The following is a 15113-nucleotide window of genomic DNA, read 5'->3' as shown; positions in this document are numbered from 1 at the left end:
CATCAAAAGGAAGCTTGCCATGAAAATGATGACTCGACTGTTCACCGGCCTGGCCCTGGCCGGCGCGCTCGGCGCGACCTCGGCCTGGGCCGACCAGCCAGGCGCTGACTGGAAAGTCACCATGGACCAGGCCAGGGAAACCCTCAAGGCCGCCGGATACACCCAAGTGACCAAGATCGAGGCCGACGACAATCATTGGGAAGGCGAGGGCACCAAGGCCGATGGCATGAAATACGAGTTCGAGATCGATCCGTACAGCGGGCAGATCACCAAGGACGAGATGGATCACTGAACCTTGGGCAGGCGTGGTTGGGATGGCCGCGATGGGCCGCCATGCGGCCCTGTCCTGCCTGCCTGCATCAGCCCCGATCCGGCGGCATCGATGCCCCTCCAGCCAAGCGTGCGGCGGTCCTGTGCCGAAGCGTGACCTCACCTTCACGCCGCCTGGCTTTGCAAAGGAATTTTTCCGCCCTTCGACCGCTCAATAACGAACGAACAGAGGATGGAAGGCTATGGCTGGGCAGCAGTTGTACGTAATCGAATATGAACTCCACGGCAAACATCGCAGCTTCATCATTCGCCTGGAGAAAATGGATAACGCAGTGGCCTGGCACTGGGCGAGCTGCGATGCAGGCGTTGGCATCATCCCGAGGTTCGGACAGCAGAACATCAAGATGGTCAGTCGGCCGATGGCCGAGCGCCATGGTATTGCCGGAGTGAGGTGGCAGGTGGCCGGGCGGGGGGGCGAGTTCGTACCTCGCCCGATCGCTGTCCAAAGGCGTTCCGATGCCACCGAACGCGCCTAGCACCGGAACCACGATCACTAATGAAGAAAAGGAAAACGCCATGGACACCTATCACGTCAGCCCTGCCACCGATGGCTGGGAACTCAGAAAGGTCGGGGCCGAGCGTGCTTCCAAACGAAGCGCCACCAAGCAGGAGCTCGTCGGCTCGCTCGCCGAGTTCTTCGAAGGCAAGACTGCCTCGGTGAAGATCCACAAGGCCGACGGCACCATCGAGGAAGAGCGCACCTACCCGCGCGCAGCTGACCCGAGGCGTAGCAAGGGTTGATTCCGGTCACGCCGGCAGACCCTGAGGCCGGCATGAAGGAAGCAAGCGGGCAAGCCCGCTAGCTGGCTATCCGCCACTTCCCTGGGTGCGACGAAGCGTCGATTCACACGCTGGATGAGCTTGCCTTGCCTGATCTCCAGGAGCCGGACGTGAAAAGTTTGCTAAGGCTTTGTACGAAAGGTGCCTGCGCGACGATCAGGCAAGGCGAAAACAGGCTCGGAATGCTCATTTGCAACCAGTAAACTCTGCTTCCTCGCCTGTTTTCGCCTTGCCTGCTTGCCGCTCGGCGAACTTCGTGGCGCCCTGACTTCGCTGTTGGCCTGCGCTTATCTCTTGAGGAACCGATCTTGTCGTTGCGAGCGCTTCGAACCCTACTTGCCGTAGCCAGGCACGGCTCGTTCGTTCGAGCCGCAGAGGCAGTGCATCTGACTCAGTCCGCCGTAAGCCTTCATATTCGCGCCTTGGAAGAAGCCTTCAACGCGTCTCTTTTCGACAGGTCTCGGCGGATTCCCGTCCTGACGGAGGCCGGCCATTTCGCTGTCGAAAGAGCTCGAGAAATCGTCGCGCTCTATGACAGCATCGCCGCCGATCTGGGCGAGGGAAGCGAGTTGCGCGGGCGCCTGCGCATAGGCGCCATACAAACAGCCCTGGCAGGTGTCTTGCCTTCTGCACTGGCTGCGCTGACCTATCAGCATCCGCATATCCGCTTCAACGTGGCCTCTGGCATGTCAGCAGAACTTGCCATGAAACTCGAGACGGGCGAACTCGATGTCGCGGTAACCACGGAGCCAGTGAAGCCTTACCCCCATGGTCTTGTCAGCACACCGCTTTATCGGGAACGTTTCTGGCTGATCGCGCCGGCCGGTGTGACCAGCGATGATCCGCAGCAGCTCCTTCTCGAATATCCGTTCATACGATTCGATCGCAAGGCGTGGGCTGGCCGGACGATCGAACGGGAGCTGCGTCGTTCGAGGTTGAGAGTCCGGACGACGATGGAACTTGATAGCCAGGAGGCCATAGTGAAAATGGTTTCGAGTGGCTTGGGAGTTGCGGTCATTCCAATCGCCGAAGACAAGTTATCAATGACCGAACAGTTGATACGCATCCCTTTTGGCGAGCCTCAGAAGACACGTCTCGTGGTGCTTTTGGAACGCGAAGATCGACCGGCGGGCCGGCTAGCCCAGGCCGTGGTGAGCGCCATAAGAGAACAAGCGGGCCCTGCCGCGACCCATGAGAAATAATCGCGGTTCGAGTGATTTAATATCGTTTTTTATCGACCGAGCTTTCTCTTATCGTTGGACCACCTTCGACGGGCGTCACGGTCGCCGTTGCGAAGCGAATACACATTTGTCAAAAACTGCTCATCGACCGCACCGAAGCTCCCCCTGTGCGAAGAACGGGGTACCCGAATCCGCATCGATGTCGCAACTGGACTGAACGTCCTTCGTCTGACGACGGGGGCAGGCCATCTTCGTGTGCCGTTCTCTGAGCCAGGCACTGTTGATCGAAACGAGACAGCTTGGTAAGACCCTATGGCAACCGCATTGACCCTCTCGCTCGTTCCCATCGCTTTGCTGATTGGGCTGGGATTCTGGCTGCGCACCACCGGCTTCATCGGTGATGACTTCTGGCCCCATGCCGAAAGGCTAGGTTACTACGTTCTGCTTCCAGCGCTGTTTTTCCATAGCCTGGCCACTGCCGAATTGGGCGAGCTACCGGTCAGGCTGATGATTAGCGTCCTGGTTTCATCCACCATCGCCGTTTCGGCGATCATGGTCATGGCGCGTCGGTTATTTTCCGTGGACGACCCAGCCTTTACCTCGTTGTTTCAAGGAAGTGTCCGGTTCAATAATTACGTCGGCGTGTCAGCCGCTGCGGGCATCTTCGGTGCTCAGGGTATCGCCATCGCAGCTGTCGCGAATGCCGCGATCGTGCCGACTGTGAATATTCTTTGTGTGCTCGTGTTCGCCAGATACGGCGCTGGCAGCCGGGCCACATTTGCTGGCGTGCTCAGGCAGCTGATCTTCAATCCGCTGATAATGGCCTGTGCGCTCGGGATCAGCGTGCAGGCCAGCGGGCTGGCTATTCCGCCAGGCATCGAGCCGGCGCTCAAGACGTTAGGGCAGTCTTCGCTGCCTTTGGGATTGCTCTGCATTGGCGCTGCACTGAATCTGCATGCCGTGCGAAGGTGGTTGCATCCGATAGGGGTTTGTTCGATAGCAAAGTTCGTTGCGATGCCACTGGCCACGGTTCTCATTTGCAGGCTCTTCGGTCTGCAGGGAGAAGCCGCTTTGGCCGTAGTCATGTTCCAGGCCCTACCTACGGCCTCCTCGGCATACATCATGGCCCGGCAGCTAGGAGGAGACGCTCCCTTGATGGCAGGCATCATCGCCGGGCAGACCTTGATAGCGGCCTTGGCGCTGCCAGCAGTCTTGCTGGCAACCTCTCATCTGCTCTGATTCCGATGCCGTCGGCTCGATCTCGGTGCGCCGTGACCTGTCGTCTGCTTCCATGCTCATCTGCCTGGCGCTATCGATGAATTTATTTTGCGCTTGACGGGTCTCAAGATCACCCACCGGTGAGGGGTGACTGGGCCTGGCACGGCCTGTATTCGAGCGAATTGTCGTCACGCAAAGGAGCGACCATGGATAACGATCATGCCAGTCCAGTTGCCGATGGCCGGGAACTCACGAGGCCCAAGGCCGAATATGGTTCCAAGCGAAGCGCCACCAAGCAGGCGCTCGTCGGCTCGCTCGCCGGGCTCTTCGAGGGCGAGACTGCCTCGGTGAAGATCCACAAGGCCGACGGCACCATCAAGCAAGAGCGCACCTACCCACGCGCGGCTGACCCGAGGCGTAGCAAGGCTTGATTCCGATCACGCCGGCAGACCTTGGGATCGATCTGACGCAAGCAGGCGGGCAAGGCCTCTACAAGTGGCTGCTCGCCAGCTTCCTGGTCGGCAAGCGTATTCGCTCGAGCGTCGCGTTGCAGGCTTACCGGGTCCTGGTCGATCAGCATGGGCTGGACACGCCCGGGAAGCTGGCCGGCTGTTCGCATGCCTCGCTCGTACGACTGCTGGGGCAGGCTGGGTATGCCCGCTACGACGAATCCACGTCACGTCGGCTCAGGCGGCTTGGCGAAAAGCTGGAGGCCGGCCTGGAGCGGCACTTGCAGTGCCTGGCGAGCGGGGCCCACGACAGCGCTCACTTCGAGCGCTGGCTGCTGAGCTTCGAAGGTATCGGGCCAAAGACGGTGGAGATTTTCATGCGCGAGGCTGCCGAGGCGTTGCGCGGTGCTCGGGAGTGACCGCGACCAACTACGCAAGCGGCGAAATTTCCGGGTCGGCTTGCGGAAAAAAAAGCGTTTCTCGCTTGCGATTTTCTCTATCGCTTGTAGTTCATGTCCTAGAGATACTGCTACCGCCTAGAAATCATTGCAGACGTCTTTTCCTCCTCCTGGTCTCGGCCCGTCGTGCAGCTTGGAGTGAGGCGTATCGCCCGGTGAACCTGCCTCAGAAGCCATACAGCCTTTCAGGATTGCTCACCAGTATCTGTTCGATGATCCGGTCGTCACCTTCGGCCCAGACGAACAGCGCTTCCAGAAGGTCCGCATCGTTTGGCATGGGCACTGGAATGCATGGATGCGGCCAATCGCTGGCCCACAGCACACGTGCCGGGTTTGCCTTGATCAGTGCCTTGGCATAAGGCGTGACATCGTCGTAGGGCACATCCTGACTGGCCGTGAAGCGGTAGGGGCCGGAAAGTTTCACCCAGGCCTTGTCTTCCTCGAGCAGGCGCAACAGATCGCGAAAGCCTGGGTGCTGCAGCCCGCAGCTGGTAGGCATGTGCCCCATGTGGTCGATCACCACATCGACTGCAAGTGCTGAAAGCGTGTCATACAGGTCGGCGAACTCGGTGATGTCGATCAGCAGCTGCAGGTGCCATCCCAGAGGCGCCACTTTCTTGGCAAGGGCGGCGACATCCGAGACCTCGACACCGCTTTTGAAGATGAGATTCAGGCGCACGCCCCTGACCCCCAATGCATGCATCGCTTGCAGTTGCTCGAAGCTGGTATCGGCCTGGATCACCACCACGCCTCGGAAGCTGCTGCCAGCGTCTGCCAGCGCCTTGAGGGTGGTCTGGTTGTCCGAACCATACACGCTGGGCTGGACGATGACACCTCGGCTCAGGCCCAGGGCTTGCTGGACTTCGAGGAACTCGCGAAGGCGCGCAGGCGGGGGGGTGTAGGAGCGGTGTGGGGTAAACGCCTGGCCGTTGGCGTCGTCGAAGATATGGAAATGACAATCGCAGGCATTGGCAGGCAGCGCACGGCTCGGCTTGCGCGGCTTTGGATCAGGACCGGGGCATTGCGGCGCGTAGGTCTCCCCGAGCGAACTCATGCGGGTGATCTCCCAGCCCTGCAAGCCTCGCAAGCCGTTGCGCTCTGCCGAATTGATGATCTGTTGCCAGGTGGCGCGTCGGGCCAGGTCCGGGTCGCCTAGCTTGATCGCATCGAAGATGTTCTGGTGTTCGGCCAGCAGCGCTTCGCCGAGCCCCGCCGTGCCAGCCAGGCGCCGCTCGAGTGAAGCGGCTTCGAACACATGCCCGCACAGGAAGATGATGAAGTTGCGATAGTATTCGTTGCCTGTAGCGTCGGCGATCGCCCGCTTGAATTGCAGGCTGTGCTCGATGACCTGGTCGCCATCGTCGATGCCGGCACGCAGCGCATCAAGGGCGCACGAGATGGCCTTGAGCTGGTTGCGCGAGCGGCGCCTGGCAGCCATGGCGGCGGCGGCGACCTCCAGTTCCAGGCGTAGCTCGTAGAGCTGGCGCAGCTTTGTCGTATCGGCCAGCTCTTCATGGGGAATGCGGAAACTGCTTTGGTTGGCTTCGGTGGCGACGAAGGCGCCGAGCCCTTGCCGGCTGATGACCAGGCCAGCGGATTTCAAGCGTGCCACAGCCTCCCGGACGACGTTGCGACTGACCGCGAACGCCTGCGCCAAGGCGGTTTCGGTTGGGATGCGGTCGCCTGGGCGTAGCCGACCCTCGCGGATTTCGTTCTCCAGGTAGCGGGAGATTTCAATGGAGTAATGGTCGCGTCGACCTATGGCTTTGATGTTCATGCTGCCCAGTCGTCAGGAGGGATGGAACGCTGCCTCGGTTCCTGGGCATGCCGGTGCCCACGGATCAAGCGATGCGTGGGCGACACTTTACCAAAGCGCTCAGTCGTCAGTGCAACTCCTTGCCTTTGGTTTCCGGCAGGAAGCAGGTGACTACCAGCACCAGGCAGTAGGCGCCACCGGCGAACAGGCTGACCGCGGTGCCCAGGCTGGTCTTGGCGCTGATGTAGCCGACCAGTCCAGGGAAAAGAGCGCCAACGGCGCGACCGAAGTTGTAGGAGAAGGCCTGGCCATTGGCCCGCAGTTCGGAAGGGTACAGTTCGGTGAGGAACGCGCCCATGCCGCTGTAGATGCCCGAAGCGGTGAAGCCCAGGGGGAAGCCGAGGATCAGCATCTGGGTATTGCTCAGCTCCAGCTGCATGTAGCAGAACACGCTGATCGCCGAAAGCAGGGCGAAGATGATGAAGTTGGGGCGCCGGCCCAGGCGGTCGGAGAGGTAGGCGCCGCAGATGTAGCCCAGGAAAGAACCGAGGATGACGACCATCAGGTACGAGCCGGTACTGAAGATCGACAAGCCTTTCTCCAGTTTCAGATAGGCTGGCAACCAGGTGGTGATGGCGTAGTAGCCACCCTGGACGCCCATGCACAGGAGGGCCGAGAGCAGGGTGACTCGCAGCAGCGAAGGCGAGAAGATATGCCAGAAGGACAGTGCGTTGCCCGTTTGCAGCTGGCGTTCGCGGGTTTGCTGGAAGACTTCCGGTTCAGGTACGTACTTGCGGATGTACAGTACCAGCAGCGCCGGTACGACGCCGATCCAGAACAGCGAGCGCCAGGCGATATCTTCAGGCAGCAGGCTGAACGCGAGCGTGTACAGCAGCGCCGCCGCGCCCCAGCCGACAGCCCAGCCGCTTTGCACGATGCCAACCGCCTTGCCGCGGTGCCGGGCACGGACCATTTCGCCGATCAGCACCGAACCGACCGCCCATTCCCCACCAAACCCCAGGCCCTGAAGCGCACGAAGGATGAACAGCTGTTCGAAGTCCTGGGCAAAGCCGATCAGCACCGTGCAGGTCGAAAACCACAGGATGCTGATTTGCAGCAGGCGGACACGGCCATAGCGGTCGGCGAGGATCCCCGCGCCCCATCCGCCGATGGAGGAAAACAGCAGCGTCACCGTGCTCAACAAGCCAACCGAGCCTTTGTCGATGTGCCACAGCGTCATCAAGGAGGCGATGACGAAGGTGAAGACCATGAAGTCCAGCGCATCGAGCGCCCAGCCACCAAAGGCAGAATAAAACGTACGCTTTTCAACTTTGTTGAGTTCGCTGAACCAACTCATTTTCTTGTTCTCCGCAAGTTCGCAGGTATCGAGCTGTCGAGGGTGTTTCAGAAGTCGTAGAGGGTGGCGGGGTTGTCCGTCAGGATCTGCCGCAGCTGTTGCTCGTTTGCTACCCAGCGGGTCAGGCGCTCGAGCAACAGCGTGGTATCGGGCGAGCGCTGCAGGGCCACATGCGGCCAGTCGCTGCCCCAGAGCATGCGTTCGACCGACTGGGCGATCAGCGCGCGAGCCAGCCGATCGGCTTCGGCGTAGTCCGGGTGCGAGTCGCACAGCCGGTAGGCACCGGACAGCTTGACCCACCAGCCGCGCTCGGCGACGTTCCTGCACAAGGTCTTGAAGCCCTGCTGCTGGCATCCCTGTGATGCCGGCAGATGCCCCATGTGGTCGATGACGATCGGGCAGGGCAGCTTCTTCAGACGGCTGTCGAGTTCATCCAGATGCCGCACGTCGATCAGAAACTGCACGTGCCAGTTCAAGGGTGCGATGCGCGCGGCGAGCCGTTCCATGGAGTTCAGGTCGACGCCGCCGCGGAACAGCACGTTGAAGCGCACGCCTCTTACGCCAGTGGCATGCATGTGTTCGAGCGCGGCGTCGCCGACATGCTCATCCACGACGGCCACGCCGCGCAGTCGCTGCCGATGACGCTGCATGACTTCGAGCATGTAACGATTGTCGGTGCCATAGATGCTCGGCTGCACCAGTACTCCCCTGTGCAGGCCCAGGCTGTCGAGCATGGCCAGGTAGGCCTGTTCCGGAGCCGGGCTAGGGGTGTAGCTGCGGTCGTCGACCAAGGGATAGCGCGCGAAGTCGGCCGAAATCACATGTGCATGGGTGTCGCATGCATGCTCAGGCAGCGTGAAGGCAGGCTTGCGAAGCGTCTCCAGGGGAGGCGCGCAGGCTGCAAGATCCTTGGGGGGCGCCGAAGGCTTGTGCATCGATCGATCTCCTGATCAGCGACTGAGCTGCCAGCCAAGCAGTCCAGAGGGGCCTTGTGGTCATTATTTTGTCGGATGTAGGTTGTCCAACAAGTAAGAGCATGGTCTATCCATGGTCGAGGTTTGTCAATGCCCCTGCTTTGGATGGAGCGCTGGCGTCGTCCACTGGCTAGCCGCTCAAGCCTCGGCAGGCCACGTAGCTACCGGCCGGCTGCGCTCGGGTGAACGGCTGGAGGGTTTGCCTCGCTGCGCCCGCTGGCAGCGGGCGCGCAGGCGATCGGTCGGTTGGCGGGCTCTGGCGCCAGGTCGATGCTCAAGGCGCGTTCGGTGCGCAGTCTCGATCGACCGTCTTGATCAGCGCCTGCTCGTCGAACACTTCGAGTCGGGCCAGGCAATGGCCGTGCTCAGGCAGGCTGAGCTGGACGGTCGACGACACTTCGCCGCTGCGCAGCTGGCCTTGCTGATTGATGCTCGAGGTGTTCCCACCACTGACCTGGCTGACCGTCAACCGATAGCGCAAGGTCAGGGGCACCGGGTTGTCGATGCGCGGTCGGATCAACACGGCCGTATCCGTGTGTTCAGCCTCGATGGCGACCGCCAGCTGCGAATAATCCATGATCATCGTTGCGTCACCGTCGCGCTGGAGTGGTCGCCGTATTGGGTCACCGAGACCGTCCCACCGAAACCGCTCTGGGTAACGCTGGCCTGATTGCCCTGCCCATACTGGCCGACGAACGCCTGGTTGTAGGCGCCGCTTTGCACCACGGCGGCCTGGTTGTGGCTGCCGGCCTGGACCACGGCGGCCTGGTTGTACTGGCCCGACTGGGTGAGCGCCAGGTCATTGCCGAGGCCCACCTGGTAGGCAGCGGCCAGGTTGCTGGCACCGCCCTGGTTGATCCTGGCGATGTTCGCCACGCCTGTCTGGGTCTGCGCCAGGCGCTGCGCCGGGCCGGCCTGCTCGATACGGGTCTGGTTGGAACTGCCGGCCTGGGTCAGGTCGAGCCGGCTGCCGCCGATACCGGCGTAGCGGCCTTCCGATAACAGGTCGCTGGCCTGGGCAAGGCCCGTGCAGGCCAGCATGGCCGTCAGCAGTGCGGTGTGCCAGTAACGCCTGGGGTACGCCATGCTTGTCTCCGATCGTCAGTGGGCTTGGTTCGGGTCGCTGATGGGCTGGGTCATGGTCTGCTCGTCGTAGCTTCGCAGATAACCCTGCAGCAACGGTTGCTTGAGCTCTTGGGGGTTCCTGAGTTGCCAGCTGCCGTCTCGGACACCTTGGGCGATCAGGTGGATCAAGGCGCTTTCGATGGCTTCGCGCACGCACTGCTGCACCGGCTCGTTGCGGCTGAAGCCGGTTTCGACTTCCAGCAGGTGCTTGAGCGAGACGTACTTGAACACGCCGAAATCCATCTGGGTGGAAAACACCGTCTTGGTGGTGGTCACGCTCTGGATCACGTCACCGGTGCGGATATCCACCGCGCGCAGGTTGATGGTTACCTGGTCCTGCCGGTACAGCTCCGAGGGACCGATGCCCAGGTAGCGCACGCCAAGGCCACCGGTGCGCACGTTGCTTTCATAGGCGACGATGGCGCCGCCGATCAGTAGGTTGGCCGGACGCAGCGAGGGCAACTGTACCTGGGCCTGGTCCTGAGGCAGCTCCAGCGCGCGGATGATCTTGCGCTCGGTGAGCAGGTCCTGCAGGTTTTCGCGCTCGACCGGCTTGAACCAGCGCGAGTCGCGCAGCGCGGTCACCAACAGCGATGCCGCGCCTTGGGTGACCGAGGTGGAAAACGAACTGTCGGGCGAGGGCTTGTATTGACCGGTCTGGTCGCGCAGGCCGTACACCGCGACGGAAATCGGGCCGGCCGGTGCCGGCAGTTGCATCAGGTCCCGTGTGCTCTGGGTCGGCGGGGAAATGCTCGCAGCGGACGTGGTGCCAGCTGGCTTGGAGGTGACGCAACCACTTGCCAGGACCGCCGCGAAAATCATCAGTGACAGTGTGCGGGCGCGCATGCTCGTACTCCAGTGAAATCCCCGCCACGCGGTGGGCGGGGAACGACATCGATAAAAGCCGAACGGCGACGGTTAACGCTGGACGATCACGGCGCTGTTGCCGGCACCGCCGGACTGGCTCACGGTGGCCGAATGCAGGTTGCCAGTCTGCGTCAGGCTGACGGTGTTGACGTAGCCGACGCCGGCCGCGCCGAAGCCGCTCTGGGTCACGCTGGCGTTGTTGTTGAAGCCGCTCTGCAGCAGTGTCTCTTCGTTGTGCGCGCCAGATTGATCGACAAAGGCCACGTTGTTGCTGCCCCAGTCCTGGGTCACGCTGGCGGTCTGGGTATTGCCGCGCTGGGTGACCGAAGCCAGGCCATTGTGCGCACCGTCCTGCTTGATTGTCGCTGTGTGATCATGGCCCGCCTGGTCGGTGGTGGCGCGGTTGCCGACGCCGGTCTGGACGATGCTGGCATTCATGTTGTTACCCGAGCGCTGCAGGGCGCGGGCGTGGTTGAAGCTGCCGTTCTGGGCAATGTCGGCCCCGCCGAAGTTGGCCCCGGTCTGCTCGATGTAGCCGTAGTTGCTCAGGCCACCCTGGTTGATGCTGGCGTTCTTGAAGTCGGTGTCGTACTGGTTGATCAGACCCTTGTTGCCCAGGCCGGTCTGGGACACCTTGACCGATTCGCCGATGTAGCTGTCGGTCTGGTTGATCTCACCGTAGTTGCCAATGCCGTTCTGGTTGATGGTGGCGGCGCCGGCGATGGTCTTCTCCTGATTGATGAAGCCCTTGTTCGCGGTGCCGGCCTGGTTGATCAGCGCGGTGGCGTTGTCGCGGCCGGCTACCTGGCTGATGCTGGCCTTGTTGTGGCTGCCGCCATGCAGCGCCTGGTTGATGGTGGCGCTGGCCTTGCCGGCGGTGGTGCCTTGCTGGTAGATGCTGGCATCGTTGCGCTCGCCGCCCTGATTCAGGCGCGCGACCTGGTCGACCCCGCTGGGCAGGGAAGCGGCGGAAGCCTGGCTGACGGTGGCGTTGTTGCGGGCACCGGTCTGGTTGACGGCCGAATCGTTCTGGCTGCCGGTCTGCTTGATGGTGACGTTGGAACCTGCGGCGAATGCCTGGTCGACGGTCAGGACGTTGTGGTCGCCCGCCTGGCGGGTATTGACCGAACCACCATCGGCGAGGGCAGCGCCGGACAGGGCAACCAGTACAGCAATGGACAGAAGCGATTTACGTGCGTTCATGGATGACTTCCTATGTTCCAGAGGGTGGGTTATTGCATTTCTTGACGCAGGTATACCTGCCCGCCGATTGCACAACAGTGCGCACAACAGGTTTTTCTTACAGCAGTCGTTACATCAGAAGTTCAAGGCTGGTTTATTTGAAACTGGGTAGTCTGGCCTGTCGTCTTGTCGGTGGTGACGATCTGCAACAGGCCACCGGAAAGGTTGGTGATGGTGATGGTGAAGTCGGTCGTTTCGACCGTGCCAGGCGTCAGGCGGCCATCGGCACCGACGATGCTCGAGGTCACGGCCGACGACACGCGACTGAGAATGGCGCTCTGCAACATGCTGTTGAACTGCGTCAGAGCGGTTTGCGCCGATGAACCGGAATTGGACTTTTCCGTGAACTTGTTCTGCGCGTTGGCCTGGTTCAGCAATACCGGGCCATTGAGCGGATTGCCGCCAAAGGACGGATTGTTCGGTACATAGACCAGCTCGCTTGCCGGCGCCACGCCAACTAGCGCGGTGCACAGGGCCAGGCTCGATAAAATGGCTGATACGCGAAACATTCTGCATGCTCCCTTCAAAATTCGTCACGACCCAGGTCCGGGTCACCGAAGAACTGCGCAAGCTGGTAGTCGAGGATGGCCTGGAATACCTGGGCCGCGGCATCCGCGCCCAAGGCGGGGATCTGCGTGCGGTTGGGCGGCAGAAACATCTGCAGCAGGCGCCGGTTGCCATAGTCGACGAACACCTGGCTGCCCAGGCGCGCGGTCGGACGCTCGCTGATCGCGACGCTGAAACGCCCGGCCTCGTCCAGCTCCTGCCATGCCGTCGCGAAACTGTCGTAGAACGCCCGGCCCGCCAGGGTGACCGTCTGCCCCACCACCAGTCCGGCCACCTCGGTCCGGCTGAGCGTGCGTTGCTCGGACAGGCTCTGCGTGGGGCTGACCGTATCCTGCGCATGTGCCGTCGAGACGACGCACAGCGGCAGCACAATCATCTTGATGAGCGTGGAATAGTTCATGACTTCGGTGCATTTGCGACTGGGTGAAGACACTGTATTTCATTAAATGGCGATGCGCCATTAATCGTGTAATATTTTATTTACAGTATTCTGACGCCAATGAAACACTTTTGTCGCGGCGGAATACCGGCGTCAAAACGAGTGAGCGTTCTGTTGAGTTAGAGTTTCTCTTGAAGTGGGGATGGATATATAAGTGGGGCGTGTCGCGTAATGGGATGTCGGGTTGTTGTGGGGTAGTTGTTTTTCGCGGCACGTCGAGAAGTTGTCGCTGACCGGAGGCTATCGCAGTTCAGCGCGCCGCCTGTCGTGCCAACAGCGCGGCCAGGGCGACCCCTGCCAGCGCCAGCAACGCCGCCATGCAGAAGATCGAGGCATAGCCGGCTCGGGCGGCCAGCGCGCCCATTGCCGGACCGGCAGTGGCCAGGGCCAGATCGAAGAACACCGCATAGGCCCCGAGCCCAGCGCCCCGGCTGCTGCTGGGCACCTGCTTGATGGCCTCGACGCCGAGCGCCGGATACACCAGCGACAGGCCAAAGCCAGCCAGTCCGGCGCCAAGCAGCGCCCAGGCGGGGGCAGGGGCCAGCCAGAGCAGGACGAAACCGACCACTTCGGTGGCCATGCAGGCCATGGCCACCGGGTAGCCGCCGAAGCGGTTCACGGCGTTGACGAACAATAGCCGCGACAGGATGAAGCACAGGCCGAAGACCGTCAGGCACCAAGCCGCGCCAACCCAGCCGCGCTCGAGGTAATACAGGGTGACGAAGGTGGTCAGCGTGCCGTAGCCGATCGAAGCCAGGGTCAAGCCGACGCCACATGGCGCGACACGGGCAAAGGCCGACCAGAAGGGCAGGCGCTCACCGCGCGTCACGCTCACGTCCGTCTGCCGGTGCAGAACCCACAAGGCCACGCCAGCCAGGCCGATCAAGGCCGGCCCCAGCAGGGCAAAATCCAGCGCATCGACCATCAGCACCCCCAGCGGGGCGCCAATGGCGATGGCGCCGTAGGAGGCGATGCCGTTCCAGGAAATCACCCGGGCGGTATGGTCGGTACCGACCTGGCCAATGCCCCAGCTCAAGGTCGCGACACCGATCAACCCCTGAGCCAGGCCGAGCAGCAAGCGTCCACCCAGTAGCAGCGCGAGGCTCAGCGCTGGAAAGCCCAACGACCAGCTCGACAGCAAGGTCAGCACCCCGCAGCCAATGATGCCGTACAGCCCGTAGCGTATCGCCCGCTTGCCACCAAGCGTGTCCACCACCCGCCCGGCAACCGGGCGGCTGAGCAGGGTGGCCAGGTACTGCGAGGCGATGGTGATCCCGGCGGTGACCGCGCCGAACCCCATCTGGTCATGCACATGACTGGGCAATACGGCGATCGGCAAGCCGATGCACAGGAAAGCGATGAAGGTGTGGAAGACGATCGCGAGGATTTGTCGGGTGATCGATGAGGTCTGGCCGGGAGCAGGCTGGCGCGCGTTCATGGGCTGGTTCGCGGGAATCGGTGGTATGGCCACATGATGCAGGTCAGGAGGGAAAAAAGAAAGCAGGCTAACGATTTGCCCTGCTGGTGCGCGGAGGCGGCGATTCGCTCAAGGCTGGCATCGAGTACCAGCTTGGCTGCTCTCGGCCTTCGCGGCGGTGATAGACTGCCGTTCCAGTTACCAACACCTGCTCAAGAGACTCGCCCATGCTCGGAGTGACCGACTACAGCGCCTTCGTCATCGCTTTCATCGTCGTTCTGGCCATCCCTGGCCCTGGCAACCTTGCCCTGATGACCGCCACGGGCAGGGGCGGCGTCAAGGCTGGCCTGGCAGCGACCTGTGGCGTGATCCTCGGCGACCAGGTCCTGCTGTGGCTGGCCGTGGCCGGCATGGCCACCTTGCTGGCCGCGTACCCGGCGGCGTTCCACGTGCTGCAATGGGCAGGCGCTGCCTACCTGGCCTGGCTGGGCCTGCGGATGCTGCTCGGCAAGCCCGGCGCCACGCCGCGCAAGCGTCGCATGGACAATGGTCACTTCCTGCGCCAGACCATGATGATCACCTTGCTCAACCCCAAGGCGATCATGTTCTACATGGCCTTCTTCCCATTGTTCGTCGATCCGCTGCGTCATCAGGGGTTGCTCACCTTCGGCTTCATGGCCGCGACCGTGGCGCTGGTGACCTTTCTCTATGGGTTGCTCGTCGTACTATTGACCCACGGCCTGGCCGAACGCATGCGGGCCAATCCGCGGGTTGGCACGGTGCTGGAACGCCTGGCTGGATGCTGTCTGCTCGGGTTCGGGATCAAGCTGGCGGCGATGCGCTGATCGCCCCGTGCGGCGAGTCGACGGTCATGGCGCCATGGGCAGCCGAGACAGCACCGCTGCGGCCAAGGCATCCAGCTTGGCACCCGCGTCACCCAGGCAGCCGTCGAG

At 62.2% G+C, this 15113-nt stretch carries 18 protein-coding genes; 8 read left to right on the top strand and 10 right to left on the bottom strand.

Annotated elements, in window-relative coordinates; all coding sequences use genetic code 11:
• Nucleotides 1-19 precede the first annotated feature (19 nt).
• The 7 genes from ACY8GK_RS07035 to ACY8GK_RS07005 all read left to right on the top strand — a co-directional run bounded on the left by ACY8GK_RS07035 (nucleotide 20) and on the right by ACY8GK_RS07005 (nucleotide 4377).
• A complete protein-coding gene (locus ACY8GK_RS07035; protein ID WP_196178839.1) occupies nucleotides 20-292 on the top strand; it encodes a PepSY domain-containing protein in 273 nt (90 codons plus the stop codon).
• 220 nt (nucleotides 293-512) lie between these two features.
• Nucleotides 513-806 carry a DUF6555 family protein gene (locus tag ACY8GK_RS07030; RefSeq protein ID WP_196178837.1) on the top strand — a complete coding sequence of 98 codons (294 nt, stop codon included), beginning with the start codon at nucleotides 513-515 and terminating at the stop codon, nucleotides 804-806.
• A 40-nt stretch (nucleotides 807-846) separates the two neighbouring features.
• Nucleotides 847-1071 (top strand): DUF2188 domain-containing protein, encoded by a 225-nt coding sequence (locus tag ACY8GK_RS07025; protein ID WP_196178835.1) that lies wholly within the window; start codon nucleotides 847-849, stop codon nucleotides 1069-1071.
• Nucleotides 1072-1418: 347 nt separating this feature from the next.
• A complete protein-coding gene (locus ACY8GK_RS07020) occupies nucleotides 1419-2312 on the top strand; it encodes a LysR family transcriptional regulator (RefSeq protein WP_462402699.1) in 894 nt (297 codons plus the stop codon).
• 291 nt (nucleotides 2313-2603) lie between these two features.
• Nucleotides 2604-3530, top strand: a complete 927-nt coding sequence (locus tag ACY8GK_RS07015; protein WP_196178831.1) for an AEC family transporter — start codon at nucleotides 2604-2606, stop codon at nucleotides 3528-3530.
• 185 nt (nucleotides 3531-3715) lie between these two features.
• A complete protein-coding gene (locus ACY8GK_RS07010; RefSeq protein ID WP_196178829.1) occupies nucleotides 3716-3940 on the top strand; it encodes a DUF2188 domain-containing protein in 225 nt (74 codons plus the stop codon).
• On the top strand, nucleotides 3937-4377 hold the full coding sequence (locus tag ACY8GK_RS07005; protein ID WP_462402698.1) for an HhH-GDP family DNA glycosylase: 441 nt from the start codon (nucleotides 3937-3939) through the stop codon (nucleotides 4375-4377). Before ACY8GK_RS07010 ends, ACY8GK_RS07005 begins: the two co-directional genes overlap by 4 nt.
• A gap of 205 nt (nucleotides 4378-4582) precedes the next feature.
• On the opposite strand, the gene ACY8GK_RS07000 is transcribed toward ACY8GK_RS07005, so the two are convergent.
• The 10 genes from ACY8GK_RS07000 to ACY8GK_RS06955 form a co-directional block, all read right to left on the bottom strand.
• Nucleotides 4583-6193: an amidohydrolase family protein gene (locus ACY8GK_RS07000; RefSeq protein WP_462402697.1), complete on the bottom strand. Its 1611-nt coding sequence runs from the start codon at nucleotides 6191-6193 to the stop codon at nucleotides 4583-4585.
• Nucleotides 6194-6299: 106 nt separating this feature from the next.
• On the bottom strand, nucleotides 6300-7529 hold the full coding sequence (locus ACY8GK_RS06995; protein ID WP_196178823.1) for an MFS transporter: 1230 nt from the start codon (nucleotides 7527-7529) through the stop codon (nucleotides 6300-6302).
• 47 nt (nucleotides 7530-7576) lie between these two features.
• A complete protein-coding gene (locus ACY8GK_RS06990; protein ID WP_196178821.1) occupies nucleotides 7577-8464 on the bottom strand; it encodes an amidohydrolase family protein in 888 nt (295 codons plus the stop codon).
• A gap of 313 nt (nucleotides 8465-8777) precedes the next feature.
• A complete protein-coding gene (gene csgH, locus ACY8GK_RS06985; RefSeq protein WP_230375932.1) occupies nucleotides 8778-9080 on the bottom strand; it encodes a curli-like amyloid fiber formation chaperone CsgH in 303 nt (100 codons plus the stop codon).
• 2 nt (nucleotides 9081-9082) lie between these two features.
• A complete protein-coding gene (locus ACY8GK_RS06980; RefSeq protein ID WP_196178819.1) occupies nucleotides 9083-9589 on the bottom strand; it encodes a curlin-associated protein in 507 nt (168 codons plus the stop codon).
• A gap of 15 nt (nucleotides 9590-9604) precedes the next feature.
• Nucleotides 9605-10474, bottom strand: coding sequence for a CsgG/HfaB family protein (locus ACY8GK_RS06975; protein ID WP_196178817.1), 870 nt, complete (start codon nucleotides 10472-10474; stop codon nucleotides 9605-9607).
• A 72-nt stretch (nucleotides 10475-10546) separates the two neighbouring features.
• Complete coding sequence (locus ACY8GK_RS06970) at nucleotides 10547-11698, bottom strand: hypothetical protein (protein WP_462402696.1); 1152 nt, start codon at nucleotides 11696-11698, stop codon at nucleotides 10547-10549.
• 122 nt (nucleotides 11699-11820) lie between these two features.
• Nucleotides 11821-12246 (bottom strand): curli assembly protein CsgF, encoded by a 426-nt coding sequence (locus ACY8GK_RS06965; RefSeq protein WP_196178813.1) that lies wholly within the window; start codon nucleotides 12244-12246, stop codon nucleotides 11821-11823.
• Nucleotides 12247-12260: 14 nt separating this feature from the next.
• Nucleotides 12261-12704, bottom strand: a complete 444-nt coding sequence (locus ACY8GK_RS06960; RefSeq protein ID WP_462402695.1) for a CsgE family curli-type amyloid fiber assembly protein — start codon at nucleotides 12702-12704, stop codon at nucleotides 12261-12263.
• Nucleotides 12705-12993: 289 nt separating this feature from the next.
• Nucleotides 12994-14181, bottom strand: a complete 1188-nt coding sequence (locus ACY8GK_RS06955) for an MFS transporter (protein ID WP_462402694.1) — start codon at nucleotides 14179-14181, stop codon at nucleotides 12994-12996.
• A 206-nt stretch (nucleotides 14182-14387) separates the two neighbouring features.
• Between ACY8GK_RS06955 and ACY8GK_RS06950 the strand changes: the two genes are divergently transcribed.
• On the top strand, nucleotides 14388-15005 hold the full coding sequence (locus ACY8GK_RS06950) for a LysE family transporter (RefSeq protein WP_196178807.1): 618 nt from the start codon (nucleotides 14388-14390) through the stop codon (nucleotides 15003-15005).
• The last annotated feature ends 108 nt before the right edge of the window (nucleotides 15006-15113 follow it).

The organism is Pseudomonas sp. Marseille-QA0332 (assembly GCF_054950175.1).
Note: the sequence above shows the minus strand (reverse complement) of the source record. Positions and strands in the feature narration are given on the sequence as shown.

What these genes read in the sequence shown, in the direction of transcription:
- ACY8GK_RS06960 (WP_462402695.1), bottom strand. Translation starts at nt 12,704, where the DNA reads ATGAACTATTCCACGCTCATCAAGATGATTGTGCTGCCGCTGTGCGTC.
- ACY8GK_RS07025 (WP_196178835.1), top strand. Translation starts at nt 847, where the DNA reads ATGGACACCTATCACGTCAGCCCTGCCACCGATGGCTGGGAACTCAGA.
- ACY8GK_RS06955 (WP_462402694.1), bottom strand. Translation starts at nt 14,181, where the DNA reads ATGAACGCGCGCCAGCCTGCTCCCGGCCAGACCTCATCGATCACCCGA.
- ACY8GK_RS07035 (WP_196178839.1), top strand. Translation starts at nt 20, where the DNA reads ATGAAAATGATGACTCGACTGTTCACCGGCCTGGCCCTGGCCGGCGCG.
- ACY8GK_RS06975 (WP_196178817.1), bottom strand. Translation starts at nt 10,474, where the DNA reads ATGCGCGCCCGCACACTGTCACTGATGATTTTCGCGGCGGTCCTGGCA.
- ACY8GK_RS06950 (WP_196178807.1), top strand. Translation starts at nt 14,388, where the DNA reads ATGCTCGGAGTGACCGACTACAGCGCCTTCGTCATCGCTTTCATCGTC.
- ACY8GK_RS07015 (WP_196178831.1), top strand. Translation starts at nt 2,604, where the DNA reads ATGGCAACCGCATTGACCCTCTCGCTCGTTCCCATCGCTTTGCTGATT.
- ACY8GK_RS07030 (WP_196178837.1), top strand. Translation starts at nt 513, where the DNA reads ATGGCTGGGCAGCAGTTGTACGTAATCGAATATGAACTCCACGGCAAA.
- ACY8GK_RS06980 (WP_196178819.1), bottom strand. Translation starts at nt 9,589, where the DNA reads ATGGCGTACCCCAGGCGTTACTGGCACACCGCACTGCTGACGGCCATG.
- ACY8GK_RS07010 (WP_196178829.1), top strand. Translation starts at nt 3,716, where the DNA reads ATGGATAACGATCATGCCAGTCCAGTTGCCGATGGCCGGGAACTCACG.
- ACY8GK_RS07000 (WP_462402697.1), bottom strand. Translation starts at nt 6,193, where the DNA reads ATGAACATCAAAGCCATAGGTCGACGCGACCATTACTCCATTGAAATC.
- ACY8GK_RS06990 (WP_196178821.1), bottom strand. Translation starts at nt 8,464, where the DNA reads ATGCACAAGCCTTCGGCGCCCCCCAAGGATCTTGCAGCCTGCGCGCCT.
- ACY8GK_RS06995 (WP_196178823.1), bottom strand. Translation starts at nt 7,529, where the DNA reads ATGAGTTGGTTCAGCGAACTCAACAAAGTTGAAAAGCGTACGTTTTAT.
- ACY8GK_RS06970 (WP_462402696.1), bottom strand. Translation starts at nt 11,698, where the DNA reads ATGAACGCACGTAAATCGCTTCTGTCCATTGCTGTACTGGTTGCCCTG.
- csgH (WP_230375932.1), bottom strand. Translation starts at nt 9,080, where the DNA reads ATGGATTATTCGCAGCTGGCGGTCGCCATCGAGGCTGAACACACGGAT.
- ACY8GK_RS06965 (WP_196178813.1), bottom strand. Translation starts at nt 12,246, where the DNA reads ATGTTTCGCGTATCAGCCATTTTATCGAGCCTGGCCCTGTGCACCGCG.